This window comes from Lactobacillus kitasatonis DSM 16761 = JCM 1039, from assembly GCF_000615285.1.
Lineage (GTDB): Bacteria > Bacillota > Bacilli > Lactobacillales > Lactobacillaceae > Lactobacillus > Lactobacillus kitasatonis.
Genome location: NZ_BALU01000006.1, coordinates 51,460 through 75,848, shown reverse-complemented (window position 1 = coordinate 75,848; position 24,389 = coordinate 51,460). Strand labels below are relative to the sequence as shown.

Here is a 24,389-nt window from a genome sequence, read left to right as displayed (position 1 = left end):
ATTTATAATTGATCCCTTTTTTAATCTTTTTCAGTTTCAGGCTTCCATTTTTCAATTAATGGTCTGATTTTGGTTCTCCAGTCCTTTTTAGTAACGAAATAATTGTTGTTCAATACGTTTAAAGAACATAGTTTGCGGAACTGCTTCCAAGTAAATTTATAGCTGAAGTGTTCATCTTTAAATTGACCATCTAGTAATCCTTTATCAATCCATTTGTATTTTTCATATCGGTCTTTCCAGATATTTTTGCTTTCAGGAATGATCCAAAACTTTTTATTGACTTTGAAGTATCCATTGGCATAACCAGGTTTTGTAATTACCCAATCATAGGAAGCAACATGCTGAATTTTCATAGTTGTACCAGCTTTTAAAAGCTTTTTTCTAATCATGTAGTTTTTATATCTAGGCGTTGTGCTTGAATCTCATAAATATATCTAGGTCTTGTCAAAACAATAGTTCTCGGCTTTTTAGCCCACCAGTACCAGCTCTTAGCAGAGACATTGTTGCTATTAACGGCTAAGAAACCACATAAAATTAAAACAAATGTAGCAAAAAGTAATATAGGCTTATTTGTTTTCTTATTCATTTTGAATTACTTCCTTGAAATTTATCTATATTGATTAGATTGCCATTTCTTAATGCGTTTAGCGTGTACTCAATTTCTTCAGGCGGATATTGAGCTAACTCCTTAGTGCTTTTTAAGTAACTAAATTCTAACCAATCGTTATAATTTTGGTATTTTTCAATTGCTAGTAGAGTGTCTCTGATACAATCAGAATTTAATCTCATGATGTCTCTCTATTTCTCATTATTTTCATCTGCCAGCTTTTGAACTAACTGGATTAATTTATCATTTTGATCTTGAAGCTGATCTAATTGTTTAATTAAGAGCCAGTTTTGCTCAATAATTCCTTGTTGAGCTTGTAATAAGTTAAATAATTGATCTTTTTCATCGTTAGCAAACGTTCCAAAAAAACTAGTTCCCCATAATTGATCTCTAATTCTCGCAACTTGTTTCAGGTTATTTTTATTTAAGCCACTTAGTCCATGGCTGCTCATCCAAGCATCAAGTTTTGCTTGTTTTTTAGCTTGCTTTGCTTTTAACTTTGCTGCTTTTTTGGCAGCTCTTTCTTCTGGTGTTCCAAAAAGTCCCATTTTTCTTCTCCTTATTACTTATCAAAAGCATATTTTGCTAATTGCTCTCTGACTTCCCAGTAGTCCTTAGTACCTAAACAGTCTGCTAAGTTAACATAATTAGCATTCATAGTGTCATAACCAAGGCTTGCATATTCCTTAATCTTCTCACTAATCATGAAGCTATTAGCTTTGTGTTCAGAACTACCACGGGCACGGGTATCAGTTTTATAATCACCAATCACATCATCATCATTTTTAGCATGACCAATCTCATGAAGAATTACTTTTTCAGTTTCTTCATCTGACAAATTTTCCTTGACGACAAGAAGGTTAGGGTAGCCATCAGGTGTGCGTACAATGTAGCCTTTACCATGTGTAGGCCCATATCTAATCACTAAATCATATTTCTTTAGTAAGTGTTTTAAATGGCTTTCCATAAAATCACCTTACTTTTTATCGCGCTGACTAAAAAGTGCTTCTAAGTACTGCTTAATTAATGCTCTATCGTGATCATCCATTGTTTTACCATTATATGAATGGGCATTATCAAGCATAGCTTCAAGATCTGTATTAGAGACTGAAGGTAAGTTTGGATTATCCGTTACACCTGTTAAATAATCAATAGTAGTATTAAGCTTATTTGCTAATTGCTTCATTGTTTTTATATCTGGCTCTCTTTTACCTTGTTCATAGTTAGAATAGGTTTGATAGGGGAGTTGAAATTCTGCCACAGCTCTTTTCCTAGTCCAGCCCATTGCTTTTCTAGCAGCAGTTAAACGTTCACTAAAGACACTCATATTGGCCTCCTTATTTTTATCCTATTTGAGTTAATTGTAGTTTCTATTATTCAATTTGAAAATAAATTTATTCAAAATGGATAAAAAAGTGTTGACTTGCGTCCAAAACGGGGTATTATATTATTTGTAAGTTAAATATCCGAAACGGATAATAAGGAGGGCGAGTCAATGTCAGTAGTTAAAGAAAATGCAAATGAGATTCTAAAGGATTATTTAGATGATCACGGTATCAAGCAAAGCTTTGTTGCTCATAAAATGGGTATTAGTAATCCCACTTTTAATAGTAGAGTCCAAGGAAGACTAAAGTTTGATGCTGACTTTGCTATTGCTGTTTCAAAAGCGTTAGGCATTAAACCGGATATTTTTTTAAAATAAAATTATCCAAAACGGATAAAAGGAGAAGAATATGAATAGTTTAATCAACATTCAAGTCAAGAATGGCAATCAACTTGTTTCAGCAAGAGACCTTTATAAGGGACTTGAATTAAAAATTAGATTCAGCCTTTGGGTAAAGAAAAATTTCAGTAGTTTTGAAGAAGGCCAAGATTTTACCAGCGTATCTGTAGATACGGAGGTCCAAAACAATGGTGGCTTTCAAGTTCGAGAACTTCAAGATTATCTATTAACAATCGACATGGCAAAAGAACTGTGCATGATGTCCAAAACTGAAAAAGGCAAAGAAGTTCGTCAATACTTCATTAGAGTTGAAAAACGATTCAATGAAATTAAGGCAATGAGCATTCCTAAACCTGATTCATACATGATTGAAGATCCTATCAAGAGAGCTGAAAGATGGATTGAAGAGGCTAAGGAAAGACAAGAGCTAGAACACAAAAATGAGAAGCTACAAGACAAGATTGATAAAGATGCTGACGATGTCGTTTTTGCTAGAGCTATCAGATATAGCCACCATGCAATTCCAATTCGTGAGCTAGCAGATATTTTGACACAGAACGGCTTCACAATCGGACAGAATCAACTCTACAAGCTTTTAAGAGATGAAAAGTACTTATCAAAACAAAAAGATTTTTGGAACTTACCAATGAGTTCAAAAGTTAAGGCCGGCTATTTCAGAGTGATTCATAAAGTAACCAGAGACGGCCGTCCGTACCGTAAAACTTTGGTAACTCCTGAAGGCCAAAAGCACTTAATCAACAAGGCTTTAAAAGGTAAGTTTGATGACAATTATCAAAAAGTAATTGTTTCAACCTTGGGAATTTAGGAGGTAACCAAGATGAACACATTGTTCAATTTATCAGCCCTTAAAGCTTTTATAAGACAAATCGTAAAGGAAGTAGTTAAGGAAGAGCTTTCAAGGCGTGGAGGTAATACCTGGGTACCTAAGATGTTCAATCGTAAAAGTGCTGCAAAGTATCTAGGCGTTAGCGGATCTTACATAGATAAATTAGTAAAAACTGGTGAACTAACACCTAGCTTTCCTGGTGAAGGAAAAACAAAATTTTACTTGCGTGAAGATTTAGACGCTTATGCAGAACACGGTAAAGATTATTTGAAGAAGGTGATTTTATGAATAAATACGGAAAAACAAAGCTAGATCATTTCTTAAGCTACTTTGCAATGGCCTTTGAAAAGATCCTAGAGTTTCTATCAATTCTGTTTTTGCCACTGTTGATAGTTCAACAAACTGTAATTTACGGTGGCAACCACCCGGCTAGAGTTTTGCCAGTGTTAGGTGCATTGATGATTGTAATTATTTTAGTAGGCGCTCACGTTCTTACTAAAAAGAAAAACTAAGGAGAAAAGATGAAACTATGGAACAAATTTTTAAACATTTTATTTCTCGTAGACAAGCCCATTACCTTAGCAACGTCCAACAAAATTGCCTTGCTAATAGTAATTGTTTGCATGTTGCTAGTGGGAGCTTTGCAGAACTTCCAAGCAACGTCAAAAGTATTTTAGGTATCAAAAAAGTCCTTAACTAAGGCAATAGTTAAGGACTTGCGAAAACTCACATAATAAAAAAATCAATCTAAGGAGATTATATCACAATGCTTTACTCACAAGAACAGATTAATGAAATTAACCGTCAAAATGAGATAAAAAAGCTTGAAATATTAGCTGAAAATGATCCCGACACATTAGTTGTTTATCTTCCGGACAATCAAGAAGCCCTAATTGGCAAGTATGCGGACGATTTCACCAACGGCTATAAATCTGCAGCTCAATTTCTTAAAGGACGTTTAAATCATTACAACGGAGATTTAAACAAGTTAGCAGATGAAATGGACTACAACGATGTTTCACCTGATCATTTTGATTTTATTTTAGATCTTAACAATTATGAAGATCTTTTAGAACTAGTAAAGGATTCATACGATTGTGAAACCTTAACCAGTTATTTAGATATTGATGATGGAGGTATCTACTAATGAATGATGCTGAAAAATGGCTAAATCAAATTATTGCAGATATTCCTTACATCAAAGAAGAAATGTACCAGGACGCTAAAACGTTTGATACATATGGTAAGGCTAAGAAGTATTTAAGAGACTTCAAGGGCGATTTTAACGGCAATTACAACGCAACCCCTGAAGAGCAAGTTCAATCAGCATTTAACACGATGATTGAAGACGTGATTCAGAAATTAAATCAAGATGCAGATAAGGTGAAAATTAATCATGACTGAAGAAAAGAAACAACAAACTAGCGAAGACGTAAAAAAGAGCATTTATTCAACTCTTTCAAAGATTGATGTTAGTCACTTAATTGAAAAGAAAATGGGGCTTAACTATTTAAGCTGGGCTAAAGCTTGGGGACTAGTTAAGAGTATCTACCCTGATGCTGACAAAGAAATTACAGAATACCCGGAATACTTACCAACTAATAACGGCTGGGTAGCAACCGGCCGAACAGTTGACTATAGATTGACTATAGCTGGGTGTGAAGTTGAAGCAAGTGTGATTATTGAAGGCCAAAAATTCAGCTCACAACTTTATGTAATGGATAATCACAACAAAACAGTTATGAAACCTAATTACAGTCAAATTAATAAAACTCAAATGAGAGCGCTAGTTAAGGCGTTAGCATTTGCCGGACTAGGATTGAATGTTTACGCCGGTGAAGATTTACCAAGTGAAAAAGATGAGACACCTACAAAAATTTCAAAAGCGCAGCTATTGAAGAAAAAAATAGCAAATGCGCAGCGCTTTGAAGTTCAGTACGGTGGCGGTAAAGAAAAATTAGTTGATGTTGTTAGCTGGGAAAAATCAGGCGACAAACAAGCTCACATGTTTATTGAAACTTGGACTAAACGTGATCCAAAGAACTTAGCAGCTTATGAATTTATTGAAACTAATGGACTATACACCGTTAAAGAAGAAAAGAAAGAGGCTTAATCATGGAAGATTTTAAAGGCGTTAAAGCATTCTTGATGGTGCCAGTAGGAATAGCTCGTGATAAAGATCTATTAATCAAACCTAAATCAATCATTTTAATGGGCGAAATACTTTCAATGCTGAATGTAACTGGTGAGTTCTTTATGAGTAATTCAGAGCTTGCAAAACGTTTGAACGTCACACCACGTTCAGTAAAAGACTATTTAATTCTGCTAGAAAAGAAGGGACTTATCAAGCGTATCAACGTTTACGCCGATAAAGATAAAAAGATCATAGTTGGCAGAAAAATTACAGCCGGTGACACCCTAGGGAAATACATTTCCCTAGGGTGGGGAAACACACTTCCCGAGGGTGGGGAAACTGATTTCACCAGGGTAGGGAAGCACATTTCCCCTAAATATAACAAGATAATAGATCAATCTAATAGAACATCTAATACATCATCATCATCTAAATCTTCTTCTTCAAATGATGAAATTAAAGATCCATTTGCCGGTGCAGGTGAAGTAGATGATGACGAAGAAGTTATTACTGGATTGATAAAAATGTTTAGTAATGAAGCTCACGTTTCTATACCTAATTATCAATACAACCATATAAAAAATAGTTTGCTTGCAATGGATCAAAGCGACGCTATTGATCTTATGTACACAGTGGTAAACAAGGTAAACCGAGGAGAAGTGCAGAACCCTATAGGCTATCTAATAACTTCAATTACAAGCGTAAAAGGTGGCGATTAGATGGCAACAGCAACTAAACCACCTATTGAAAGCTTGCTACCGTATCTTAGAGAGCAAATACCAGGGTGCGGTATTAGTGATAGCGAATTGAATGAACTACGCCGTATTTATCCTGAAGTTTCTTATAAAGACATTAATCGTGTTTATCACGAAGCTATCAATAAAAAGGCAATGCAACCAATTAGTTATATGGTGAGACGACTTCAAGTGTTAAAGCCGACTAATGATCCTTTTAAATTGAACCCACAAGCAAGATATAACGGAAAAATAAGAGTTGAAATAGGCACCGACTGGGACGCTAAAAATGCTGAAATACAAGCCAAAAGAGACGCACAACGTCAAGCCTACGATCATGTACATGGACAAGGCGCTTATGATGCTAGACTAAAAGCTTCAACAGCAGACTTAGCAGAAAAGTTCAGACATCTTGATAATTACTTAGATTATAAGTGAGGCATTGAAAATGAATGAAGAGAAACCTATTACAAAGTCATTTTTGGAACAGAAGATTCATGAAAAAGCAGTTGAGCATTGGGAAGATGATGTACGAAGAGCATTTAGTTCATTTAGAAATCCGCTCTTTGACAAACTGATTATCGCTGGAGATTTAAGAAAAAAATTGGATACAGGCGATCATGCAACTCTTCAAAGCGAATTATCTGGTGACTATAGCTACAACGAGCAAGAAACTTTCTTACGTTGCCTTTGCTCTAATTATGATGAGACAAAGAAAAGAACTATCAAAGAGTACGAACAACGCAATACAGACATGATTTTGAACAGTCTGTCTTCACTTGGTGATTACTTATACGACCATAGAAGGTATTAAAAATGACAACAAGCAGGCAATAAATTAAGGAGAAAAATAATGATTTACGGTACTAAAGACTATGAAGATGAAGCTAAGTACAAACACGACTTTAATATTGACCAAGTAGCAAAGGAACTTGAAAAAAGAATAAAGAAGTTCAGTGATATTGCCTATGATGGCTATTCAATTAATCGTATGACGTTAACCATTAGATTTTACGTAAAGACCGGTGATGGCCGAGAATACGTTGAATATGATCCATGTACGCTTGCATATCACGTGCAAAACGATTTATGGATTTCAGAATTTGACCAACAAAGCATTTATGAATTACTTGTTTTGTTTGCTCAAATTAGAGAAGTACAAACTATGAAGTCAATGGGATTTAGCCAAGAACAAATTGAAAGAATGCTGAACGGGGGCAATCATGAAGCATAAATATGATATTGATATGTACTTAGTAGCTATGGACTTGATGGCAGAAATGAAGCTGCTAACTGGCTTAGATCCAAACTTACATGATCAAATGAAGGCACTTGAAGACGAAAACAACCTATATTTTGGCTATGAGAACTTACAAGGGAGTAAGGAATAATGGACGCAATAAGTAAAAAGAGACCGCAACCAAAAGCGGAGCTTATGAAGCTGGTAAATGATCAGATTGAGCTTAAAAGCGCTAAATACAATGCTACGGTCTTTATTGAAATTGTTAAAGAACGTGTATGTGACTGGATCATTGAACATGGAGTGAGGCCAGTTAAGCAAGACAAAATACTTGTTTCAAATGTTACCTTTGATCCTACTGGAAAAATGTGTGCAATAGCTGAATACCATGTTAGCCCCTGGAATAAAGGAATTGATTTTTACACTTATTTTAATTGGGACAAAAATCAATTTTTAACTCACGTTTTTGATTGTTATGCACCTGGATCAGCATTAACAATCAATTGGGACGGCCTAACTCATTTAGCATTTGACGAGTACGGACGTAGTTATGAAGTTACTAGACAAGAAAAACAAGTAATTAATAGCTATAAGCGATTAAAGAAAAAACAACCGGAAGACTTAATATTCAAGTGCCAAAAATGCAGAAATAAGTTTGCGGCTAATGACTTAGATATTTGGATTGATGGTGGTCTTAAGTGCCCGGTATGTGGTGCAAAGTCTACTGATATTCAGTATATAGGCAAGGCGATTGAAAATGGATAGCCGTGAACATAGCGTTGAAATACGTGAGTTTAAAGAATATGGCCTAGATAAAACGGCAATTAAATTTAACTCACTGAAGCTACTAGATGATTATTTAGGCTGGCCTCATTCCTACAGCGGCGGAATAATCAGAAAAAGTCGTCACGATTTGATAAGAAACAAGTTTATCCTTCACGATTTAAGTGAGCCACATAAATGGTATATCGTTTGGAAGTTTGAGGGAAAGATTGTAGCAACCGACAAGGACATTGAAAATTTTTACACCGGACATAGATATAACAGAAAAGTTCCTGGTATTGTTGCACACGTACCAAAAATGTCACGTAAAGAGCTTAATCAGGCTTTAGAGCGTAAAAAAAGACGTTCAGCATTACTTATAGCTATTGATGAAAAATACGGCGGTATAGAGAATGCTGAAGGTACGTGGGAGCTAAAAGAACTTAGAGACATGATAGGAGCAACCGAATATGGAAGAAAAAAAGGTAATTAAAGAAATAAAAACACCAATTAAATATCTTGTAAAGAAATTGAATAAGATTGATTCATCACTTACAGTTAAGCCCTTAACTGATAATCCTGATTATATTGTCTTTAATGGAAAAATAAGCGAGCAGGAGGAAGTTTTGTATTATTTCAATCAAAGGCAATATAGTTCCTATGGATTAATGCGATTTATTGAAGATCACAATACTGATGATTTTATTGAAATAAATAAAGCTATTAACGTTTGGCTAAATTCAAAAGAAAAGAATGGCTCAACAATGCCGTTTGAAGATGATATTTCAAACGATTCTCAAAAGAAAACAAAAGAACAACTAATCTATGATTTTGTTGATGAAACAATGAAGCATGGATTTAAAGTAAATCAAGAAGTAGCAAATCACAAAACTCTCAAAATTGATATGGCTTTTGAAAATGAATTTAACACTGTTTTCAGAATTAACATTGAAGATGTGAAAAATACAGATATAAGACCATTTGGGATTTTAGTAAATCTGGTAAATAATAAGCAACTATCAAAATTAAGTTGGCTATTTGACAGAGCAAGCAAGTTAGTTAGTGACTTAAGGAGCATGTAGCATGAAAATTAAAGTATTTGTTCAAAAAGTCGATGTTATTGAGGATTGTGTAAATGACTGGCTCTCACAACACTCCAACATAAAAATTTTGCATCAATTCTTAAGGAATAACTGGGTGCAGCATGTCGATGCTCATCAGCAAGTTGTAACCAATGTAATCACTATGATTATTGAATATGAGGAGAAAAATGATAACTGATTGGATATTTAAGTTCGCTGTATGGCTTAGACAAGCGTTTTGCCATCATGAATATAAAGAGGTTTTTGATTATCATCTTGAAATTACTTTTTATCAGTGCCAAAAATGCGGAAGAAAAATAATCGATGAGCCACCCAAGCCATTGATTAAGCAGGAGAAAGAAGACGACGATGGAAAATAAATTATTGTTTTTTGCTGTATGTTTCGTAGTGTCAATTATCTTTTTAGCGTTAATAATAGCAATTTATATGTTTAGTCAATGTGGAGATAAGTTTTGAGTTTTGATTTAGCAGCATTAGCAAAAATAGTTTGGATATTTGTTTGCACTTTAATAGGTCTATGGGGTGCTGGCGATATTCTGCACGACAAGAAAATAGAAAAGTCATTCGCTAGTAGATTTTTTGAAGCATTAGCAATAGTACTCATTTGGGTATTGATGGGACTTGTAACCACGTATTTTGCTAAATTTATTTTGATTTTTATTGGAGTATTTATAGTAATTTTGTTGATTAAGATGATTTGAAAGCAGGTAAGATGACAGAATTTTCTATTAAAGGGCAAAGATTGAGACCGGGATTAACTATTACAGAAGGCTGGTACACATTTGTCATAACTAATGAGGGCAATATAAAGCGTATTAGCAGTGGTAACCATGCTGAACTTAAGTTATGTGGACGTGAGTTTAATGATTTTCTTGTTAGCTATCATAAATACAATGCACCGGAACACATTCGTAAGCTTAGCAGCGCAATAAACAAAAAAGAGTAGGAGTTATACAAGTGATTAAGTACAATATAAATGAAACAGTTTCAAACGTGAAAGACTTTTTTCAGCATGATTTTTGGCACTACATGAATCAAGGTGGTATTCATGTAAATCAATTATCAAGCCCTCAAATGAGTTCAACTGGACCTAGTCATAGTAATGTTAACGGCGTTGAAAAAAGCCTTATAGCTGATTTGAGCGAAGCAGAACAAGCAACCTACAGAGCTGAAACAATTGCAATTGCACTTAATAACTGTTCAGATCTTGATAACTCCAAACATCAAACTATTTTACGTAGTGCTTACATTAATGAATTAACCGATTATCAAATCGAAATTAAATTAAGCTTCAGTGACTATCAATTAAGACGTGAAAAGAAAAAAGCTTGCGTTGAGTTTGCTGAAAGATTGGAATTTTGGTGTAAACGCCGTAATATCAACGATTTACCCCTTTTGATGTCTTATTAAAATAACAATTTCAACGGTAAATCAACGAGTTTCAACGAAAAATCAACGTAAATCAACGATATTTCAACGAGATTCAACAAAAAATCAACGTAATTCAACGACAAACCAACGAGACAAAGCCTTATATTGATAGTGTCGAAAATTTAGGAAGACGAGCAACTAAACTTTCGACAACCAATTTTAATTTTGTGTGGTGCAAGGTTTATTCATTATTAATACCTCCTTTCTTTAGATGATTAACTAGATACGAAGCAATGAAAACGGTAAATCTTCCGCAAAAGTACACGTACGACACGGCGTGGTGCCGGTGCAAGTCCGACCATTGCTCATAGGCTAGTAGCAATACTAGCCAAGAAGTATGTTGTAAAGCCTGATTGCAGGTACATACAAACACCATGATACAAGTAGGAACAGCGGAGACAAAAGCCCTTTATATGCTGTCCTTCATTTACACATTTAACAAACAGCGTTGTACCGTCTGGCGACGCAACTTTGGAGCGTTAAGAAGTTGCTGGTGTGTCCGATCCCACCAGGTGCAATAGTCTGCGATGACGGTAGCATTTGCTACAAGAGCGGACATAATAAAGAACCTAGCCGGATTTGATAGGTTTCTTTATTGAGCTATGTTAATTGTTTGCCGTGCCCGTTAATCCACGTTCACGGCATTCTGGGCTAAGTAGTCGGATACCTTATGCAATAGCCGAAACATAAGCGAGGTTCGATCCCTTGTTAGCCCTTTGATCCTAAAAAGGATCATCAGAATTATGTGTTAAACGGCTAAGGTGTTCAATCTGGGACATGTCAAAGAGCATGGACGAGTTCAACTCTCGTAACACCTATTAGGAGGATTAAACGATGAAAGCTTTATCTGTTAGAGGTAATTATGTTTTAGATATGATTACCGGTAAAAAGAAAATTGAATATCGAACCTGGCATACAAAATACCGTGGTGACTTGCTAATGTGTTCAACCACTAAAAAAATAGCCGGAGCTGTTCCGGGCTATGCTCTTTGTATTGTTCATTTAGATGATGTGCGGTATTGTGAAGAAGATGACTTCTATCACTGGATTATTAGCAACGTGAGAGTAATTAAGCCAATACACGTAAAAGGACAGCTAAAATTATTTAACGTCCCAAACAAGCTAATTAAAGTCATTAGCAAAGAACAATTTGAAGATGAAATCAAACCGTTGATCTATCAACCAAAATTTAGAAGGAAGAAGCGCTAAGGCGCTTTTTTATTTTGCCTATGTATAAAACTAAAAAGTACGGCGTTGTTAGCTGCAGAATGGAAAACAAAATCCTAGCAGATTTAGAACGAGACTTTGAAAGAAAGAAGCGTAAGAAGAATGAGTTTACTGGACGCAATCAAAACTCAAAGCATGATAACCGATAGCGTGCTAGTCTCATTCAGCATGGGTAAAGATTCAATAGTTACTATGGATCTTTGCATGAAATACTTTAAACACGTTCAACCGTTCTTCATGTATTTAGTACCTGGATTAAAGTTTCAGGAAGAAGCGTTAGAAAAGTACGAACACCGCTGGGGAGTTGAAATTCTTGAAGTGCCACATTTTGAAAATTCCGACTTTTATAGATTCGGTTCGTTTCGTGATCCTGATTACACCGTACCACGAGTAAAGATTAGAGCTATTTACGAGGCTTTACGTCAAGAAACCGATATTTATTGGATAGCTGGTGGTGAAAAGATCAACGATTCAATCGTACGGCGTGCAATGCTGAAACATTCCGGCTCTATTGATGAACAACGTGGGCGCTTTTATCCGGTCATGTATTGGACTGACAAAGAAATTAAACAATACATGCGTCAAAATCATTTATTTTATCCAAAGTTCAACCAAGAATTAGGATTTAGCTTTCATAGTTTAGCTGGTAAGGAATTATCAGCAATTAAACGTATTTATCCTGAAGATTATCAAAGAATATTGAAATTTTTCCCTGAAGCAGAAGCAGGGGTAGTACAGTACGAAGCTTACAAAGAAAAGGGTGACTAAACATGGCTACTTATGGTGAGATACGTACAACAACTTATGAACGCTGGCTAACACGACAACACAATAAGTTTGACGCATGGTTTAATAGAACTCGTTCTACCAATGATCATGCTGATTCAAGTAGTAGCTTAAAGCCACCATTTGAGTATATTGTTGACCGTGTTAAAAGAGAACACCCCGGTAAGTTTAAAAATAATCTTGAAGCTAGAGTTTATGCAAGAAAACACGACCCGGTAGGGCGAAGATACGAGAGACTAAGAAAACAGGGTGTAGAACCGGCTAGAATGTATTCAATATTGCATCTTGGCCCACATAGTAGAGCAAGTACAGGAAGGAATGGTCACTAATCATGGTACGGCTACTAAATAATGCTCAAATTAGAGCAATTAGGGCTGGCGTGACTGATAAGGACTTAAAACGATCATTTGAAAGAAGTTCTTATGGTAGAAGATCTACTAAAACTCCCAAGCCAAAGCAAAATGCAAATATTCAACGTATTTATGCAAAAGGCCGAAGTTTATTTGCCAATGGTAAGTTAACTGGCCCACGAAGAATAACCGGTATGAGAATAAATGGTAAACCGGCCGTAGCTGTACCACGACGAGACGGAAAATTTAACGTTGTTGGTGCTTATGCACAAAGCAGTCGAGGTAAAAGCATGGGTCTGGCTATTTTTAGCGAATCAGGATCAATACGTAGACTACCTAATATGCGTGGTAAAGCTTATTCAATTATTGGAAACAGTAGAGCAGCATTCAGAAAAGGTTCTACTGGTAGTAGAGGTGGATAATCATGAAATACGTTAAATACGGTCACGGTAAGTGGACTAAGGCTACAATGCTTATTCTTAGCGGTGATGGAATATTTTTTTATGACTTTAGTCACAAGAAAAAAGTAGGAATTAATTCAGATGGTGAGTATATAGATGAAAGAATTACAGCATTTTAAGTTTGGAACAGTGAAAAGAAGTCAAATTAAATTTGCTGACTATAATCCTCGTATCATTGATGAAAGCAACCAAAAGAAATTAATCAAGGCTATCAAAGAAAATGGACTGATAGAGCCGTTAGTTTGGAATAAACGAACCGGGACATTAGTTGGCGGTCATCAAAGATTAACTGCAGCGGATAAGATTTACCGCAAAAAAGATTATGACGTTCCGGTGGCGATAATTGATTGTGATCTGAAAACAGAGAAAAAGTTAAACGTTCAATTGAATAACCCTTCAATGCAAGGTGACTGGGACTTAAACGAGTTAGCCGATTTAGCAAAAGACGTTAGTTTTGAAGATATGGGATTCAATAAAGCAGATATTGATTTCTTATACGATGGTGACGTTGATTTTGATGGCCAATTCATTGAAGACGACAAGCCAAGTAAAAAAGAAACTCCATACGATGATGAAGTAGAAGACGAAAAAGACAAGATGGCTGGGCTTGCTGAATTTAACAAGAAAAAAGCTGACTTCAGACACAAAGACCAGGACGATACGATTATTAATTTTTATACAAAAGTTGTGTTTCCTGATAACCAAACTAAAGAAGAGTTTTACAAGAAAGCCAATATTCCAGCTAATGAAGAGTTCATTACATTTGATCAATTGAAACGATATTTTGAAAAGTAGGTGATTAGATGGCTAGAAGAATAGAGCCACATATGTTGAATTTACGGCCGGGCAATAGTGTTAGACGTGCTAGATCCGGTTGGCTTGGCAATGAAGTTGTAAGACCTTTGATGTATGTAGGTAAAGACAAAAGAGTTCATAGCAATCCTAATAATCATCTATTTCTTAGTAGAAACTCACAATTTAAAGAACGAACGACTTATATGAGAAATGCTAAAACGTCAAATAGATTGCACATTGAACGTGATAATGGTGGCAGTTTTCATGCAGTATTTGATAAACGTGGCACTAGAGGATTTTCGGGACGTAAGTTTTTTGTAAAAAGAGCTTCAACCGGACACAATGGCGGATAACAAAGAGGTGATCAAATGGCTAGACGACGGCAATTTATGACTGGTGAAAATACTATTGTTTCAGGTAGTATGAACACTTTTAGTAGAAATAGATCAGGATCTACAGCTACAGTCGGATTACATAGAAATACACATAGATCAGGTACTAATAGTTTAAGTTTATCCAGGGGCGAGTTGCGTCGTGGAAAATTACAGTTTAGTTCCGTTAGAGGTCAACGTGGTATTGCTGCACTTCAAAGAGTAAGAAGAGCCAATCGAGGTCACTATACATTAGCAGGATTAAGAGGACGTGATGCAATCGCTATTCGTGATCCTAAGTTTCTGAAACCGTCAACCGGTCATAGTGGTGGATAGAAAGAAGTGATTTTATGGCGAGACAATTAGATTTATTCAGTGCTAGTCGTACTACTAGTTACAGAAATAGTCACAGAGTTGTACCACGCAGATTGCAAACAACCGGACAAGGTACACGTAGAGTTACTAGAATGGCAAATCGTGTTACTGGCGGTCAATCATTAAGAGCCAACGGTGGTCAATTAATGCGTTCATTGAAATACGCTAGACGACATGCTACAGCTACTAGATATACTTTGTTGCGTTTTAGAAATGCAAAGATGAAACGTGGGTCTTTCGGTTCGAGTGGCGGATAAAAAGGAGTGATTAGATGGCTCATGCTGAATATAAGAAATGGCTAGAGCCTGATAATCTAACTAAATTAAGAAGTTGGGCTCGTGATGGCCTCACAAATGAACAGATTGCCAAGAAAATAGGCGTTAAACGTCAAACATTTCAAAGATGGGTAAAGACATATAGTGACATAAGTGACGCCCTAAAAAAAGGCAAAGAAGTTGTTGACGCTGAAATTGAAGAAAATTTAATTTCAACGATGAAAAAGCATACTTTGAAGACAACTACTTATGCAATGGTCAAAAAAGATGAAATGGTTCTGAAAGCTGAAAGAACTAAGTTCATGAATATGTACAAACTTGACCACCCGGAGGCAACTAAGAATGAAATATTGATTGCTACCGCTGAAAATGTGGACGTTTACGAACGTATAGCACAACGTCAAGTAGTTACTGAAGTTGATCCTAATGTATCATCTATGATCTTTTGGCTTAAAAATAGAGAGCCCGACAAGTACCGTGATCAAACGTTTAAGAAGCTTAACGAAGCACAAGCACGTAAAGCTATTGCTGAAGCTAATATCAGTGAAAAGCAACTCAAAGCACTTGAGGAAGCTGACAATCCAGATAATGCGACCGTTGTTGTTGATGATATTTCTAAGTTGAAAGAGTTGAGAGACAAAAATGCAGACAGTTCAACTAAGCAAGGAGATTAACCCTCATTTCTATGATATGTGGACTACTGACAAGCCTTACATAGTATGCAAAGGCGGACGTGGTAGTTTTAAGTCATCTGTTATCAGTCTCAAACTTGTAACAACGATGATGAAATACATTCAGCAAGGTAAGACCGTGAATGTTATCTGTATTCGTGAGAACCAACAATATTTAAGAGATTCTGTTTACAATCAGATTCTTTGGGCTATTGACTTGCTACATGTTTCAGATCAATTTCAAACTCGTGTAAGTCCTATGATTATTAGACACAAAGTAACAGGATCAACGTTTTATTTTTACGGTGCTAATGATCCAATGAAATTGAAGTCTAATATTGTTGGAAATGTTATTGCAGTTTGGTTTGAAGAGTTCAGTAACTTAAAAGGCCCTGATGTTTTTGATCAATCTGTACCAACTTTTATACGTCAAAAGCCTTCATTTGCTAAACAAGTTAAGATTTATATTTCATATAACCCACCTAGAAACCCTTATGCGTGGGTGAATGAGTGGGTAACACAACGTGAAGTAGATGATGATTATTTCATTGATCATTCAACTTATTTAGATGATGAGTTAGGCTTCACTACAAAGCAGCAACTAAAACTGATAGAGCAATACAAGAAAAACGATCCTGATTACTACCGTTGGCTCTATCTTGGTGAAGCTGTTGGGCTTGGCACCAACGTTTACAACATAGACTTATTCAAAGTTGTTGACCGTATTCCAGACGATGAATATTTGACTGATATTTTCTATGGACTAGATACCGGTTTTATGGTGTCAGCTACGGCGTGTGTGGCGTTAGGTTTTACAAACAAGTACAACGCCTATGTTTTAGATACGTTTTACTATGATCCAACTAAGTACGCTAGAAAGCTAAGCGCACAAGAGCAAGCAGAACGTATTCATGATTTTATTGATAGCATGACTAACAAGTATGGCTTATACCCTACTAACATGACTATTGATAGTGCGGACGGTGGTATTTATACCCAATATTGGCAAATGTACAGCGTCCAGTGGTCTAAGGTGCGTAAATTAGGTGAACCTGAAATGATTGACCGTGTACAGGACTTGTTGGCACAAGGGCGATTGTTTGCACTAAAGACACCGGGCAATGAAACAATGCTAGATGAACACAAGAAGTATCAGTGGGATCCAGCAACCGTCAACAGTGACAAGCCTAGAGTTATCAAGGAATACGACCACAGTTGCGATGCTCTAAAATACCTATGTCTCGATAACGAACAAATATTAGGATTAAGTGCATAATATCAACGATCATAGGCTATTTAAATGTAGTATAATTATAGTGAGGCGATTAAAAATGAACGAAGTCCACTATAGTAAAGACTATCAATATGCTTTTATAGATGGTTATAAATTTAGGCGAGATGATAAATCTGGATATTATTTATCTACTAAAAATATTGGTGCTGGTCGCAAAAGACTGCATAGATATGTGTGGGAAAAACACAATGGCCCAATTCCAAAAGGATATGAAATTAACCATATTGACGAAAATAAATTTAATAATGAAATATCTAATTTTGAATGTATTACAGCTCATGAACACAGAATGTTTCATTTAGAGCATGATTATGACAAAATGCTCCCTAAATGGCGTAAGAGTTTGAATGAACATGCTAGAGACGCTGCTGCAAAATGGCATAAGAGCGAAGCTGGGCGAGAAGCTCTCAACAAGATTAGACCGAAGCATATGAAGAAAAAGTATGTTAGAAAATGTAAAGTGTGTGGTGAAAGTTTCCGAACAGCTAAGAAATCTAGCAAATTTTGTTCAGAAAAATGTAGGACCAGGTATAGAAATATTCACAAAAAAGATACTGTGATTAAGAAATGCAAGTTCTGTGGCAATAGCTTTCAAACTAATAAATATAGACCCAATAAATATGATTCTGAATTGTGTCGTCAGAAGGAATCTCTAAAAAAACATATGATAAAAACAATTGGCATTCAGAAATTGCCATCAGGAAATTATATTGGTTCTTTTAGTTTTCAAAGTAAGAAATACCATACAAAGGTGTTTTCTGATAAAGAAGAAGCTATTAATAGCCGTCTGGAAATGATGCAAGCAATATTGGATAAATAAGTCACGAAAGTGGCTTTTTATTTTACTAGTAAGGCGGTGATTGAATGAGCTTTATGCGAAAGTTAAAGCGTCTTATGTACAAAGGAGGTGCGAAGTTAGGTTTGGTACAACAAAAAAGTTTAAGCAGTATTACTGATGATCCTAGAATTAAGGTTCCGGCCGAAGAATACGACCGTATCAGAAAAGCAAAACGCTATTATCAAGATAATTTGCCTAAAGTAGAATATTGGACTACAGCAGGTAAGCAAAAAAGAGACCTTAACTCTTTGAACGTGCTTAAAAGTGCTAGTCAAGCGTTAGCGTCTCTTATGTTTAATGAACGTTGCAGCATTAAGGTAAACGATTCAAAGCTACAGAACTTACTAGATGGAATTTTCAAAGATAATAACTATTACTTAGATCAAGAAACTCACCTAGAAACGTGGATTGCGTTAGGAAGTGGCGCTATTCGGCCTTACGTTGAAAATGATAAGATCAAATTATCGTGGGCTAATGCTACTGAAGTATATCCGCTTGACGCAAACACAACCAAAGTTGATCAAATTGCTATTTCTCGTAAGTTACAAAAAGTCGAAAATAACACGGCCGTTTATTACACGTTGATAGAGTTCCACCAGTGGGGCAACTTAACAACAGACGAAAAAGGCCGTCAATATAGACCGTACACAATCACTAATGAACTATATAGGTCAAATGATCCAAACGTTGTCGGTGAGAATGTACCACTTGACTATATTGATGAATACGCTGGGCTTTCACCAAGTACGACATTCAACTATTTGGAAAAGCCTCTGTTTGCGTTTTATCGTAATGCAGGCGCTAATAACAAAAATCTTGTTAGTCCTTTGGGTATTGGCTTGTGTGATAACTGGTTCTCAACTGTTGATGACATCAACATGGTGCATGATGGCTTTGAATGGGAAGTTAAGACAGGCTATAGACGTGTATCTATTCCTAGAAGTTGGGTACGTCGTCAACAAAACATGAATGGTCATACAATTCCTGAAGATCAACAGTACTTTTGGGATCCTAATGATGCTGTTTTTGTTCCAGTGAATGCAAAAAACGATGACACAACAACGGCGTTTAGAGATTTGAGTATCAATATCAGAAATGAACAGTACGAAGGAGCTATGGATTTCTTCTTACGTGAACTAGAAAACGATTTGAAGTTAAGTCCTGGTACGTTCACTGTTACACCTTCAGGAGTTCAGACGGCAACCGAAGTGGTAACTAACAATTCTAAGACGTATCAAACACGTTCCAGTTACCTAACAATGCTAGAAAAGACAATTGATCAGCTTGTTTATGCTATTGCTGAATTATTGCAAAATGGTGACTTATGGTCAGATGGTAAAGCACGTTGGAATGGTGACTTAGACAACTTAGTTATTACTCCAGACTTTGCGGACGGTGTATTTGTTGACCGTGAAGCTCAACGCTCTGCAGATTTGCAAGCTGTTCAAGCTTCTGTAATGCCTAAAATACAGTTCATCATGAGAAATTATGACTTAGATGAAAATGAAGCACAGAAATGGCTACAGCAAATTCAAGACGAACAAAGCCCAACGCCACCAGATCAAGAAATGAGTATGTTTCCAGGTGAAGGCGGTGTAAACCGTGAACAAGAAGATAACTCAAGCTCAAATGATGCAGAAAGCGGATCAAATAGCTGATTATTACGCTTATAACGAGCAAGAAATGTTTTACATTCTTATTGATGCGTTTAAGCAAACACGGCCGGAACTGATGAATGCTGAAAAAGATCCAACCAAAATAATGGAGTGGCGTTTAAAAGCGTTGTCTCAAATTGGTGGGCTAACTGATAAAGTAATTAAGCTCATTAGCAAAAATTCCGGCTATTCAGAACAGGCTATATACGATTTAATCGAAAAAGACGGGCTAACTGTTACAAAGCAATTTAATAGACACTTAGCTAAAACGCTAAAAAAGCCCGTTAGAGGTATTTCTGCTAATTCAAGTGTAATTATACGAAGTTATGCTGAACAAACGATGAGAGACGTAAATAATTACGTCAATCAAACGTTATTAACTAGGAACTACGGTAAAAATTCCGCTGCTAGGACTTATCAAGAAATAGTCAACAAAACTGTTCTTGATGTGACACTAGGACGCAAAACACCGCAAAAAGCATTGTTTGACAATATTTATCAGTGGCGTGACAAGGGTATGAGTAGTTCATTGATTGATAAAGCAGGACATAAATGGAGTTTAGAGGGCTACACACGTATGGTGTTACAGTCCACAACGTCCAGAACTTACAACGATTTGCGTATTCAGTCGATGAAAGACTACGACACTGTTCTATGCACAATGAGTTCACACCCAGCAGCTAGACCGGCGTGCGCTCCGATACAAGGTAAAGTAGTTTGTATTGTGCCACACAGTGATCCACGTTGTGACAATGATTATCCAAACATTTATGATCATGGTTACGGCACACCAGCAGGCACTCAAGGAATAAATTGTTCCCACATTCTTAATCCTTATATCAAAGGAGTGTCTCATAACTATGCTGAACAGTTTGACCCAAAACAAGCGGTCGAAAACATGAAGATTCAGCAGAAACAAAGATATTTAGAACGTGGTGTACGTAAGAATAAGCGTAAATTGCAACTAGCCAAGCGTTTAAACGATTCTGACGGTATTTCTAAGTATTCCGCTAGTGTTAGAGGGTATCAGGGTAAATTGCGTCAAATCGTAAAAGAACACGACTTCCTAGCAAGACAATATTCAAGAGAGAAGATAGCAAAATGAAAATTAAACCACCAACACAAGATGAAATTAGATTAGACGACTTGAAAAATGAAAAGGCTGAAGTTGATACTAAGCTGCTTAATTTAGATAATTTCTTATTTGAACACCGTGGCGGTCTTGAATATGAAGAAAAGCGCTTATTACGAGTGCAAAGAACAATTATGTATTCTTATTCAACCGTACTTGGTGAACGTATTACAGCTTTGAAGGAAACAATTAGAAAATACTACGAAAATTAATAAACCGTGTTCCCTAGCATGAACACGTTAATCAAAAAGGCTTATTTTTTATGCTCTGAACGAGGTCGTCCCTCGTAAATTACACGTTAGGAGAAAACAAATGGAAAGAGAATTTCTTGAAAAACAAGGCCTTAATGCTGACCAAATTTCAGCGATCATGGCTCAATATGGCAAAGATGTTAACGGTATTAAAGACGGCTACGAAAGCAAGTTATCTAGCTTAAATAGCAATGTCGAAACGTTAAAAGGTCAAGTAACTGATAGAGATAAGCAAATTAAAGACTTAAGTTCTGCAGCTAAAGACAATGAAGAACTCAAAGCTAAGTTTGCTAACGCCCAAAAAGAAATTGCTGAAAGTGACAAGAAATACAAAGCCCAACTTTTAGATCAAAAGAAGGACTTCGCTATTCAGCAAGCATTGACTAAAGCCGGTGCTTATAACAATAAAGCTGTTATGGCTATCTTAGACGCTGATCAAATCAGTGTAGACGATAAAGGCAATATCTTACACGTTGAAGACGCTGTAGCGCAAGCACAAAAGGACTTCCCTCAAGGATTCAAACCCCAAGAAAAGGAAGAAACAAAGCCAGCTCCGAAAATTGTTACAACCGGCAATGCTACTTCCGAAACTGTTGAAAAGAAACCATCTGAAATGACTTTGCAAGAACAAAACGACTTGTACCGCAAAGACCCACAAAGATGGTCTCAATTATTTGATAAATAGAGGAGTTTTTAAATGGCTGAAACACATTTAAAAGATATGATCATTCCTGAAGTCTTCAACCGTTACGTACGTAACAACTCAATGAAGACTAACAACTTAATTAGTTCAGGTATTATTCAAAATGATGACTGGCTAGGCGGTCAATTAGGTCAACCTGGTACCAAGATCACCATTCCATATATCAATGACTTGGACGGTAAAGCTGACAATTGGACTGATACTCAAGATATTGGCGTAGAAAACTTAACTTCAGGATCACAATTGGGTATGAAGTTCTATCAAACTAAGGCCTTTGGTCAAACTGATATTTCTACCTTGCTTTCAGGCGCACCTATTCAAGATCAAATTGCTTCACGTTTCTCAAACTTTTGGAATACCAATGATCAATACATGTTATTTGCTGTTTTGAAGGGTATGTTCCAAGTTGATGAAATTGCTAACTCAAAGGTATTGGATTTAACTGCACAATCACCAACTGATTCAGAATTTTCAGCAAAGGGCTTTATTGCTGCACTTTCATTAATGGGTGATCAACCTGAAAACATTCTTTCATCAATTGCCGTTAACTCAACTACTTACGCAATGATGAAGTCTCAAAACTTAATTGACACTATTCAACCATCAAACGGCGGTACTGCTATCAATGTTTACAACGGTAAGCAAGTTGTAGTTGATGATGATATTCCAACTGATACTTCAGGCAAGGACGCAACTTCAGTAGCTTACTTGTTTGGTACCGGTGCTATTCGCTACTCAACTCAAATGTACGGTACTGAAGTTGTTACCGAACCATTGAAGCAAGGTGGTCGTGAATCAGTTGTACAAAAGCGTATTGGTTGTATTCACCCACTTGGTATGTCAATTGCTCCAGACTTTGCACCAGCTACTCCAAACTTCCCAACTCCAGACGACTTTGCAAAGAAGGAAGCTTGGACTATGCCTAAGGACGTTGATGTAAAGCATGTTCACTTAGTTCAATACAAGTTCAAGCTTGATCCATTCTTTGTTTTGAAGCAAAAGTCACAAAACGCCGTAGCTGCAGCTAAGACCGCTGGCACTGGCACACCTGGTACTGGCAAGTAATAGAGGTGTTCTAAATGCTACTTTCGTTCGCTGAATATCATGAAATGGGTGGCACGACACCTACTGACAAGTACGAAAAACTAGAGCAAGACGCTGAAGATTTAATCAATCCGATCACAAATGATTATTATGTTCTCCATTCAATTGACGACGATGAGGATAAATACCGTGTTCAATGCTTTAAAAAGGCGTTAGAACTGCAGATTAACTTTAGCTTTGAAATTGGAGCGTCAACTCCTTACGAAATGTCAAATCAAGACGTAAAAAGCGTATCAGTTGACGGCACTACCGTAACAAAAGGTACTACACCAACTAATTTTGTTACTAATGGTGTTTACAATTTAGCCCGTGATTATTTATACAGGGGCGGTTTCTTGTTTAGAGGTATTCCACATGCTTAGACCACCTAAAACGATGTTTCAAGACACTATCACTCTTAAAAAGCTTGTTACTGATCCTGATGATCCATACGGCGAAAAAGAAGTAGCAGAAGAAATAGAAATACAAAATTGTCGGTTTACGTTGCGGACTGTCTACAGTGGCACAAACAACGACCGACAAGTTGTATCTAATGCAAGTATCGTTTTGATGTCTACTTATACAACGCCGTTTATTGACTTTGATGACAGTTACCAGGGCGCAAAGATCGTTTTTAATGGTCGTGAGTACACGATTACAACAATTAATCGTGATATAGAGCCTTTTAGTCGCAAAGTCTATCAATACAAGCTAGGAGTGATCTAGTTGGGTGTTCATGTAAAAATCGACCTTGCAAAACTCAAAGAAAAAACTAGCTCTGCAGCATTTCTGAAAGCTAGGAGAATAGTTGCTAATGAATCGTTAGCAGCTATGGATAAGTACGTTCCGTATTTAGAGGGTAATTTGAGTAAACAAGTTTATATTGCTATTGACGGCTCAAAACTCGTTTACACAATGCCGTACGCTAAAGCCCAGTTCTATGGCCTTGTTGGCCCGAAACCGGGCTATCCGGTAAAGCATTGGACTACAGCAACACATAAGCTTGCAACAAAGCGCTGGGACTTGGCTATGAAGGGCAACAAGGAAGATATGGAAAAAATCATGGATAGTTATGTAAAGGCTATGAAGTGGACTAATGATAATTAACGACTTGCAAGAAACAATAAGACAAAGCCTTAACGAGCAGATACAGAATGGACTTTTTGAAGGTGATCTTTTTCCTGACCCCAAAAAGCCTATTTTTATTAGATATATGGATAAAGATGACACATTATGTTTTGTGCCTAATCCGGGTTCTCACGTTGTAGAACAAGACTACAGCGGTGTTCAGTATAAGCAATATAATTATGCTTTTACTATCAGAACAACAAACGGAGCGATGGCTAAGACACGTCTCTTTAAAATTAGTCAATATCTGCAAACGTTAAGCGATTTAAAAAGTATAAGCGGTGCGCATTGGCGCTTTGATCATATCGAGGTACCAAGTGAACCGGCCGAAATATTACAAGATTTAAAAGGAGCAGTTACGTACTCAATGGACGTAGCTGTTTTTATTTACACAAATAAAGGAGTTCTTTAAA

48 protein-coding genes are annotated in these 24,389 nt (G+C 36.4%); 42 read left to right on the top strand and 6 right to left on the bottom strand.

What is annotated here, in order from left to right; genetic code table 11:
• Nucleotides 1-20: 20 nt before the first annotated feature.
• The 6 genes from JCM1039_RS05400 to JCM1039_RS05375 are packed head-to-tail and all read right to left on the bottom strand — an operon-like array spanning nt 21 to nt 1,934.
• Entirely contained in the window at nt 21-353 is a 333-nt protein-coding gene (locus JCM1039_RS05400; RefSeq protein ID WP_155831130.1) for a hypothetical protein, read from the bottom strand.
• A gap of 32 nt (nt 354-385) precedes the next feature.
• Nucleotides 386-586 carry a hypothetical protein gene (locus JCM1039_RS05395; RefSeq protein ID WP_025014964.1) on the bottom strand — a complete coding sequence of 67 codons (201 nt, stop codon included), beginning with the start codon at nt 584-586 and terminating at the stop codon, nt 386-388.
• Complete coding sequence (locus tag JCM1039_RS05390) at nt 583-789, bottom strand: DUF2513 domain-containing protein (RefSeq protein WP_025014963.1); 207 nt, start codon at nt 787-789, stop codon at nt 583-585. The genes JCM1039_RS05395 and JCM1039_RS05390 overlap by 4 nt, the downstream gene beginning before the upstream one ends.
• Before the next feature lie 9 nt (nt 790-798).
• On the bottom strand, nt 799-1,155 hold the full coding sequence (locus tag JCM1039_RS05385; protein WP_025014962.1) for a hypothetical protein: 357 nt from the start codon (nt 1,153-1,155) through the stop codon (nt 799-801).
• 14 nt (nt 1,156-1,169) lie between these two features.
• Nucleotides 1,170-1,574 (bottom strand): ImmA/IrrE family metallo-endopeptidase, encoded by a 405-nt coding sequence (locus JCM1039_RS05380; RefSeq protein WP_025014961.1) that lies wholly within the window; start codon nt 1,572-1,574, stop codon nt 1,170-1,172.
• Nucleotides 1,575-1,583: 9 nt separating this feature from the next.
• Nucleotides 1,584-1,934 (bottom strand): helix-turn-helix domain-containing protein, encoded by a 351-nt coding sequence (locus JCM1039_RS05375; RefSeq protein ID WP_025014960.1) that lies wholly within the window; start codon nt 1,932-1,934, stop codon nt 1,584-1,586.
• Between the two features lie 168 nt (nt 1,935-2,102).
• On the opposite strand from JCM1039_RS05375, the gene JCM1039_RS05370 reads away from it, so the two are divergent.
• The 42 genes from JCM1039_RS05370 to JCM1039_RS05155 all read left to right on the top strand — a co-directional run bounded on the left by JCM1039_RS05370 (nt 2,103) and on the right by JCM1039_RS05155 (nt 24,388).
• Complete coding sequence (locus tag JCM1039_RS05370; protein ID WP_025014959.1) at nt 2,103-2,309, top strand: helix-turn-helix transcriptional regulator; 207 nt, start codon at nt 2,103-2,105, stop codon at nt 2,307-2,309.
• Nucleotides 2,310-2,340: 31 nt separating this feature from the next.
• Nucleotides 2,341-3,156, top strand: a complete 816-nt coding sequence (locus JCM1039_RS05365) for an antA/AntB antirepressor family protein (RefSeq protein WP_025014958.1) — start codon at nt 2,341-2,343, stop codon at nt 3,154-3,156.
• Nucleotides 3,157-3,168: 12 nt separating this feature from the next.
• On the top strand, nt 3,169-3,465 hold the full coding sequence (locus JCM1039_RS05360; RefSeq protein WP_025014957.1) for a MerR family transcriptional regulator: 297 nt from the start codon (nt 3,169-3,171) through the stop codon (nt 3,463-3,465).
• On the top strand, nt 3,462-3,689 hold the full coding sequence (locus JCM1039_RS05355) for a hypothetical protein (protein WP_025014956.1): 228 nt from the start codon (nt 3,462-3,464) through the stop codon (nt 3,687-3,689). The genes JCM1039_RS05360 and JCM1039_RS05355 overlap by 4 nt, the downstream gene beginning before the upstream one ends.
• Before the next feature lie 254 nt (nt 3,690-3,943).
• Nucleotides 3,944-4,324: a hypothetical protein gene (locus tag JCM1039_RS05345; RefSeq protein WP_025014955.1), complete on the top strand. Its 381-nt coding sequence runs from the start codon at nt 3,944-3,946 to the stop codon at nt 4,322-4,324.
• Nucleotides 4,324-4,581: a hypothetical protein gene (locus JCM1039_RS05340; protein WP_025014954.1), complete on the top strand. Its 258-nt coding sequence runs from the start codon at nt 4,324-4,326 to the stop codon at nt 4,579-4,581. Before JCM1039_RS05345 ends, JCM1039_RS05340 begins: the two co-directional genes overlap by 1 nt.
• A complete protein-coding gene (locus JCM1039_RS05335) occupies nt 4,574-5,290 on the top strand; it encodes a Sak single strand annealing protein (RefSeq protein WP_025014953.1) in 717 nt (238 codons plus the stop codon). Before JCM1039_RS05340 ends, JCM1039_RS05335 begins: the two co-directional genes overlap by 8 nt.
• A 2-nt stretch (nt 5,291-5,292) precedes the next feature.
• Complete coding sequence (locus tag JCM1039_RS10805; RefSeq protein WP_051523212.1) at nt 5,293-6,030, top strand: helix-turn-helix domain-containing protein; 738 nt, start codon at nt 5,293-5,295, stop codon at nt 6,028-6,030.
• Nucleotides 6,031-6,483 carry a hypothetical protein gene (locus JCM1039_RS05325; RefSeq protein WP_025014951.1) on the top strand — a complete coding sequence of 151 codons (453 nt, stop codon included), beginning with the start codon at nt 6,031-6,033 and terminating at the stop codon, nt 6,481-6,483.
• 10 nt (nt 6,484-6,493) lie between these two features.
• Nucleotides 6,494-6,859: a hypothetical protein gene (locus JCM1039_RS05320; RefSeq protein WP_025014950.1), complete on the top strand. Its 366-nt coding sequence runs from the start codon at nt 6,494-6,496 to the stop codon at nt 6,857-6,859.
• A 39-nt stretch (nt 6,860-6,898) separates the two neighbouring features.
• Nucleotides 6,899-7,279, top strand: a complete 381-nt coding sequence (locus tag JCM1039_RS05315) for a hypothetical protein (protein ID WP_025014949.1) — start codon at nt 6,899-6,901, stop codon at nt 7,277-7,279.
• On the top strand, nt 7,269-7,436 hold the full coding sequence (locus JCM1039_RS12175; RefSeq protein ID WP_155831128.1) for a hypothetical protein: 168 nt from the start codon (nt 7,269-7,271) through the stop codon (nt 7,434-7,436). The genes JCM1039_RS05315 and JCM1039_RS12175 overlap by 11 nt, the downstream gene beginning before the upstream one ends.
• The gene (locus tag JCM1039_RS05305) at nt 7,436-8,050 is read left to right on the top strand and encodes a hypothetical protein (protein ID WP_025014948.1); all 615 of its coding nucleotides are present in this window, start codon (nt 7,436-7,438) and stop codon (nt 8,048-8,050) included. The genes JCM1039_RS12175 and JCM1039_RS05305 overlap by 1 nt, the downstream gene beginning before the upstream one ends.
• Nucleotides 8,043-8,540 carry a hypothetical protein gene (locus JCM1039_RS05300; protein WP_025014947.1) on the top strand — a complete coding sequence of 166 codons (498 nt, stop codon included), beginning with the start codon at nt 8,043-8,045 and terminating at the stop codon, nt 8,538-8,540. The genes JCM1039_RS05305 and JCM1039_RS05300 overlap by 8 nt, the downstream gene beginning before the upstream one ends.
• Nucleotides 8,518-9,129 carry a hypothetical protein gene (locus JCM1039_RS05295; protein ID WP_025014946.1) on the top strand — a complete coding sequence of 204 codons (612 nt, stop codon included), beginning with the start codon at nt 8,518-8,520 and terminating at the stop codon, nt 9,127-9,129. The genes JCM1039_RS05300 and JCM1039_RS05295 overlap by 23 nt, the downstream gene beginning before the upstream one ends.
• Nucleotide 9,130: 1 nt before the next feature.
• A complete protein-coding gene (locus JCM1039_RS05290; RefSeq protein WP_025014945.1) occupies nt 9,131-9,328 on the top strand; it encodes a hypothetical protein in 198 nt (65 codons plus the stop codon).
• Nucleotides 9,318-9,509, top strand: a complete 192-nt coding sequence (locus JCM1039_RS05285; protein WP_025014944.1) for a hypothetical protein — start codon at nt 9,318-9,320, stop codon at nt 9,507-9,509. The genes JCM1039_RS05290 and JCM1039_RS05285 overlap by 11 nt, the downstream gene beginning before the upstream one ends.
• Nucleotides 9,510-9,602: 93 nt before the next feature.
• Entirely contained in the window at nt 9,603-9,851 is a 249-nt protein-coding gene (locus JCM1039_RS05275; RefSeq protein ID WP_025014943.1) for a hypothetical protein, read from the top strand.
• A gap of 11 nt (nt 9,852-9,862) precedes the next feature.
• The gene (locus JCM1039_RS05270; protein WP_155831126.1) at nt 9,863-10,096 is read left to right on the top strand and encodes a hypothetical protein; all 234 of its coding nucleotides are present in this window, start codon (nt 9,863-9,865) and stop codon (nt 10,094-10,096) included.
• 11 nt (nt 10,097-10,107) lie between these two features.
• Nucleotides 10,108-10,560 carry an ArpU family phage packaging/lysis transcriptional regulator gene (locus tag JCM1039_RS05265; protein WP_025014941.1) on the top strand — a complete coding sequence of 151 codons (453 nt, stop codon included), beginning with the start codon at nt 10,108-10,110 and terminating at the stop codon, nt 10,558-10,560.
• A gap of 855 nt (nt 10,561-11,415) precedes the next feature.
• The gene (locus JCM1039_RS05260) at nt 11,416-11,790 is read left to right on the top strand and encodes an ASCH domain-containing protein (protein WP_025014940.1); all 375 of its coding nucleotides are present in this window, start codon (nt 11,416-11,418) and stop codon (nt 11,788-11,790) included.
• Nucleotides 11,791-11,804: 14 nt separating this feature from the next.
• Nucleotides 11,805-11,957, top strand: a complete 153-nt coding sequence (locus JCM1039_RS12170; RefSeq protein ID WP_155831125.1) for a hypothetical protein — start codon at nt 11,805-11,807, stop codon at nt 11,955-11,957.
• The gene (locus tag JCM1039_RS05250; protein WP_025014939.1) at nt 11,911-12,576 is read left to right on the top strand and encodes a phosphoadenosine phosphosulfate reductase domain-containing protein; all 666 of its coding nucleotides are present in this window, start codon (nt 11,911-11,913) and stop codon (nt 12,574-12,576) included. Before JCM1039_RS12170 ends, JCM1039_RS05250 begins: the two co-directional genes overlap by 47 nt.
• Nucleotides 12,577-12,578: 2 nt before the next feature.
• Nucleotides 12,579-12,923: a hypothetical protein gene (locus JCM1039_RS05245; protein ID WP_025014938.1), complete on the top strand. Its 345-nt coding sequence runs from the start codon at nt 12,579-12,581 to the stop codon at nt 12,921-12,923.
• Between the two features lie 2 nt (nt 12,924-12,925).
• Nucleotides 12,926-13,366, top strand: coding sequence for a hypothetical protein (locus JCM1039_RS05240; protein WP_025014937.1), 441 nt, complete (start codon nt 12,926-12,928; stop codon nt 13,364-13,366).
• Nucleotides 13,367-13,368: 2 nt separating this feature from the next.
• Nucleotides 13,369-13,524, top strand: a complete 156-nt coding sequence (locus JCM1039_RS12165; protein ID WP_155831123.1) for a hypothetical protein — start codon at nt 13,369-13,371, stop codon at nt 13,522-13,524.
• Nucleotides 13,502-14,200, top strand: coding sequence for a ParB N-terminal domain-containing protein (locus JCM1039_RS05230; protein WP_025014936.1), 699 nt, complete (start codon nt 13,502-13,504; stop codon nt 14,198-14,200). Before JCM1039_RS12165 ends, JCM1039_RS05230 begins: the two co-directional genes overlap by 23 nt.
• 32 nt (nt 14,201-14,232) lie before the next feature.
• Nucleotides 14,233-14,553, top strand: coding sequence for a hypothetical protein (locus JCM1039_RS05225; RefSeq protein ID WP_025014935.1), 321 nt, complete (start codon nt 14,233-14,235; stop codon nt 14,551-14,553).
• Between the two features lie 15 nt (nt 14,554-14,568).
• Nucleotides 14,569-14,907, top strand: a complete 339-nt coding sequence (locus JCM1039_RS05220) for a hypothetical protein (protein WP_025014934.1) — start codon at nt 14,569-14,571, stop codon at nt 14,905-14,907.
• 14 nt (nt 14,908-14,921) lie between these two features.
• A complete protein-coding gene (locus JCM1039_RS05215; protein ID WP_025014933.1) occupies nt 14,922-15,203 on the top strand; it encodes a hypothetical protein in 282 nt (93 codons plus the stop codon).
• A 14-nt stretch (nt 15,204-15,217) separates the two neighbouring features.
• On the top strand, nt 15,218-15,895 hold the full coding sequence (locus JCM1039_RS05210) for a helix-turn-helix domain-containing protein (protein WP_025014932.1): 678 nt from the start codon (nt 15,218-15,220) through the stop codon (nt 15,893-15,895).
• Nucleotides 15,864-17,168 carry a PBSX family phage terminase large subunit gene (locus JCM1039_RS05205; protein ID WP_025014931.1) on the top strand — a complete coding sequence of 435 codons (1,305 nt, stop codon included), beginning with the start codon at nt 15,864-15,866 and terminating at the stop codon, nt 17,166-17,168. The genes JCM1039_RS05210 and JCM1039_RS05205 overlap by 32 nt, the downstream gene beginning before the upstream one ends.
• Before the next feature lie 55 nt (nt 17,169-17,223).
• Nucleotides 17,224-18,006, top strand: a complete 783-nt coding sequence (locus JCM1039_RS10800) for an HNH endonuclease signature motif containing protein (protein ID WP_025014930.1) — start codon at nt 17,224-17,226, stop codon at nt 18,004-18,006.
• 44 nt (nt 18,007-18,050) lie between these two features.
• Nucleotides 18,051-19,682 carry a phage portal protein gene (locus tag JCM1039_RS05195; protein WP_025014929.1) on the top strand — a complete coding sequence of 544 codons (1,632 nt, stop codon included), beginning with the start codon at nt 18,051-18,053 and terminating at the stop codon, nt 19,680-19,682.
• The gene (locus tag JCM1039_RS05190; RefSeq protein ID WP_025014928.1) at nt 19,627-20,784 is read left to right on the top strand and encodes a phage minor capsid protein; all 1,158 of its coding nucleotides are present in this window, start codon (nt 19,627-19,629) and stop codon (nt 20,782-20,784) included. Before JCM1039_RS05195 ends, JCM1039_RS05190 begins: the two co-directional genes overlap by 56 nt.
• A complete protein-coding gene (locus tag JCM1039_RS05185) occupies nt 20,781-21,023 on the top strand; it encodes a crAss001_48 related protein (protein ID WP_025014927.1) in 243 nt (80 codons plus the stop codon). Before JCM1039_RS05190 ends, JCM1039_RS05185 begins: the two co-directional genes overlap by 4 nt.
• A gap of 100 nt (nt 21,024-21,123) precedes the next feature.
• Nucleotides 21,124-21,747 (top strand): phage scaffolding protein, encoded by a 624-nt coding sequence (locus JCM1039_RS05180; RefSeq protein WP_025014926.1) that lies wholly within the window; start codon nt 21,124-21,126, stop codon nt 21,745-21,747.
• A 12-nt stretch (nt 21,748-21,759) separates the two neighbouring features.
• On the top strand, nt 21,760-22,830 hold the full coding sequence (locus tag JCM1039_RS05175; protein ID WP_025014925.1) for a hypothetical protein: 1,071 nt from the start codon (nt 21,760-21,762) through the stop codon (nt 22,828-22,830).
• Between the two features lie 14 nt (nt 22,831-22,844).
• Nucleotides 22,845-23,231 carry a hypothetical protein gene (locus JCM1039_RS05170; protein WP_025014924.1) on the top strand — a complete coding sequence of 129 codons (387 nt, stop codon included), beginning with the start codon at nt 22,845-22,847 and terminating at the stop codon, nt 23,229-23,231.
• A complete protein-coding gene (locus JCM1039_RS05165; RefSeq protein WP_025014923.1) occupies nt 23,224-23,574 on the top strand; it encodes a putative minor capsid protein in 351 nt (116 codons plus the stop codon). The genes JCM1039_RS05170 and JCM1039_RS05165 overlap by 8 nt, the downstream gene beginning before the upstream one ends.
• Entirely contained in the window at nt 23,575-23,955 is a 381-nt protein-coding gene (locus JCM1039_RS05160; protein WP_025014922.1) for a minor capsid protein, read from the top strand.
• Nucleotides 23,945-24,388 carry a phage capsid protein gene (locus JCM1039_RS05155; protein WP_025014921.1) on the top strand — a complete coding sequence of 148 codons (444 nt, stop codon included), beginning with the start codon at nt 23,945-23,947 and terminating at the stop codon, nt 24,386-24,388. Before JCM1039_RS05160 ends, JCM1039_RS05155 begins: the two co-directional genes overlap by 11 nt.
• Nucleotide 24,389 lies beyond the last annotated feature (1 nt).

Coding starts and splice junctions, on each gene's coding strand:
- JCM1039_RS05385 (WP_025014962.1), bottom strand. CDS start 1,155: ATGGGACTTTTTGGAACACCAGAAGAAAGAGCTGCCAAAAAAGCAGCA.
- JCM1039_RS05230 (WP_025014936.1), top strand. CDS start 13,502: ATGAAAGAATTACAGCATTTTAAGTTTGGAACAGTGAAAAGAAGTCAA.
- JCM1039_RS05180 (WP_025014926.1), top strand. CDS start 21,124: ATGGAAAGAGAATTTCTTGAAAAACAAGGCCTTAATGCTGACCAAATT.
- JCM1039_RS05355 (WP_025014956.1), top strand. CDS start 3,462: ATGAATAAATACGGAAAAACAAAGCTAGATCATTTCTTAAGCTACTTT.
- JCM1039_RS05320 (WP_025014950.1), top strand. CDS start 6,494: ATGAATGAAGAGAAACCTATTACAAAGTCATTTTTGGAACAGAAGATT.
- JCM1039_RS05375 (WP_025014960.1), bottom strand. CDS start 1,934: ATGAGTGTCTTTAGTGAACGTTTAACTGCTGCTAGAAAAGCAATGGGC.
- JCM1039_RS05185 (WP_025014927.1), top strand. CDS start 20,781: ATGAAAATTAAACCACCAACACAAGATGAAATTAGATTAGACGACTTG.
- JCM1039_RS05250 (WP_025014939.1), top strand. CDS start 11,911: ATGAGTTTACTGGACGCAATCAAAACTCAAAGCATGATAACCGATAGC.
- JCM1039_RS12165 (WP_155831123.1), top strand. CDS start 13,369: ATGAAATACGTTAAATACGGTCACGGTAAGTGGACTAAGGCTACAATG.
- JCM1039_RS05380 (WP_025014961.1), bottom strand. CDS start 1,574: ATGGAAAGCCATTTAAAACACTTACTAAAGAAATATGATTTAGTGATT.
- JCM1039_RS05290 (WP_025014945.1), top strand. CDS start 9,131: ATGAAAATTAAAGTATTTGTTCAAAAAGTCGATGTTATTGAGGATTGT.
- JCM1039_RS10805 (WP_051523212.1), top strand. CDS start 5,293: ATGGAAGATTTTAAAGGCGTTAAAGCATTCTTGATGGTGCCAGTAGGA.
- JCM1039_RS05345 (WP_025014955.1), top strand. CDS start 3,944: ATGCTTTACTCACAAGAACAGATTAATGAAATTAACCGTCAAAATGAG.
- JCM1039_RS05220 (WP_025014934.1), top strand. CDS start 14,569: ATGGCTAGACGACGGCAATTTATGACTGGTGAAAATACTATTGTTTCA.
- JCM1039_RS05155 (WP_025014921.1), top strand. CDS start 23,945: ATGATAATTAACGACTTGCAAGAAACAATAAGACAAAGCCTTAACGAG.
- JCM1039_RS05340 (WP_025014954.1), top strand. CDS start 4,324: ATGAATGATGCTGAAAAATGGCTAAATCAAATTATTGCAGATATTCCT.
- JCM1039_RS05225 (WP_025014935.1), top strand. CDS start 14,233: ATGTTGAATTTACGGCCGGGCAATAGTGTTAGACGTGCTAGATCCGGT.
- JCM1039_RS05285 (WP_025014944.1), top strand. CDS start 9,318: ATGATAACTGATTGGATATTTAAGTTCGCTGTATGGCTTAGACAAGCG.
- JCM1039_RS05195 (WP_025014929.1), top strand. CDS start 18,051: ATGAGCTTTATGCGAAAGTTAAAGCGTCTTATGTACAAAGGAGGTGCG.
- JCM1039_RS05360 (WP_025014957.1), top strand. CDS start 3,169: ATGAACACATTGTTCAATTTATCAGCCCTTAAAGCTTTTATAAGACAA.
- JCM1039_RS05205 (WP_025014931.1), top strand. CDS start 15,864: ATGCAGACAGTTCAACTAAGCAAGGAGATTAACCCTCATTTCTATGAT.
- JCM1039_RS05315 (WP_025014949.1), top strand. CDS start 6,899: ATGATTTACGGTACTAAAGACTATGAAGATGAAGCTAAGTACAAACAC.
- JCM1039_RS05175 (WP_025014925.1), top strand. CDS start 21,760: ATGGCTGAAACACATTTAAAAGATATGATCATTCCTGAAGTCTTCAAC.
- JCM1039_RS05395 (WP_025014964.1), bottom strand. CDS start 586: ATGAATAAGAAAACAAATAAGCCTATATTACTTTTTGCTACATTTGTT.
- JCM1039_RS05270 (WP_155831126.1), top strand. CDS start 9,863: ATGACAGAATTTTCTATTAAAGGGCAAAGATTGAGACCGGGATTAACT.
- JCM1039_RS05300 (WP_025014947.1), top strand. CDS start 8,043: ATGGATAGCCGTGAACATAGCGTTGAAATACGTGAGTTTAAAGAATAT.
- JCM1039_RS05390 (WP_025014963.1), bottom strand. CDS start 789: ATGAGATTAAATTCTGATTGTATCAGAGACACTCTACTAGCAATTGAA.
- JCM1039_RS05245 (WP_025014938.1), top strand. CDS start 12,579: ATGGCTACTTATGGTGAGATACGTACAACAACTTATGAACGCTGGCTA.
- JCM1039_RS05165 (WP_025014923.1), top strand. CDS start 23,224: ATGCTTAGACCACCTAAAACGATGTTTCAAGACACTATCACTCTTAAA.
- JCM1039_RS05170 (WP_025014924.1), top strand. CDS start 22,845: ATGCTACTTTCGTTCGCTGAATATCATGAAATGGGTGGCACGACACCT.
- JCM1039_RS05240 (WP_025014937.1), top strand. CDS start 12,926: ATGGTACGGCTACTAAATAATGCTCAAATTAGAGCAATTAGGGCTGGC.
- JCM1039_RS10800 (WP_025014930.1), top strand. CDS start 17,224: ATGAACGAAGTCCACTATAGTAAAGACTATCAATATGCTTTTATAGAT.
- JCM1039_RS05215 (WP_025014933.1), top strand. CDS start 14,922: ATGGCGAGACAATTAGATTTATTCAGTGCTAGTCGTACTACTAGTTAC.
- JCM1039_RS05210 (WP_025014932.1), top strand. CDS start 15,218: ATGGCTCATGCTGAATATAAGAAATGGCTAGAGCCTGATAATCTAACT.
- JCM1039_RS05370 (WP_025014959.1), top strand. CDS start 2,103: ATGTCAGTAGTTAAAGAAAATGCAAATGAGATTCTAAAGGATTATTTA.
- JCM1039_RS05325 (WP_025014951.1), top strand. CDS start 6,031: ATGGCAACAGCAACTAAACCACCTATTGAAAGCTTGCTACCGTATCTT.
- JCM1039_RS05260 (WP_025014940.1), top strand. CDS start 11,416: ATGAAAGCTTTATCTGTTAGAGGTAATTATGTTTTAGATATGATTACC.
- JCM1039_RS05295 (WP_025014946.1), top strand. CDS start 8,518: ATGGAAGAAAAAAAGGTAATTAAAGAAATAAAAACACCAATTAAATAT.
- JCM1039_RS05365 (WP_025014958.1), top strand. CDS start 2,341: ATGAATAGTTTAATCAACATTCAAGTCAAGAATGGCAATCAACTTGTT.
- JCM1039_RS12175 (WP_155831128.1), top strand. CDS start 7,269: ATGAAGCATAAATATGATATTGATATGTACTTAGTAGCTATGGACTTG.
- JCM1039_RS05305 (WP_025014948.1), top strand. CDS start 7,436: ATGGACGCAATAAGTAAAAAGAGACCGCAACCAAAAGCGGAGCTTATG.
- JCM1039_RS05335 (WP_025014953.1), top strand. CDS start 4,574: ATGACTGAAGAAAAGAAACAACAAACTAGCGAAGACGTAAAAAAGAGC.
- JCM1039_RS05400 (WP_155831130.1), bottom strand. CDS start 353: ATGAAAATTCAGCATGTTGCTTCCTATGATTGGGTAATTACAAAACCT.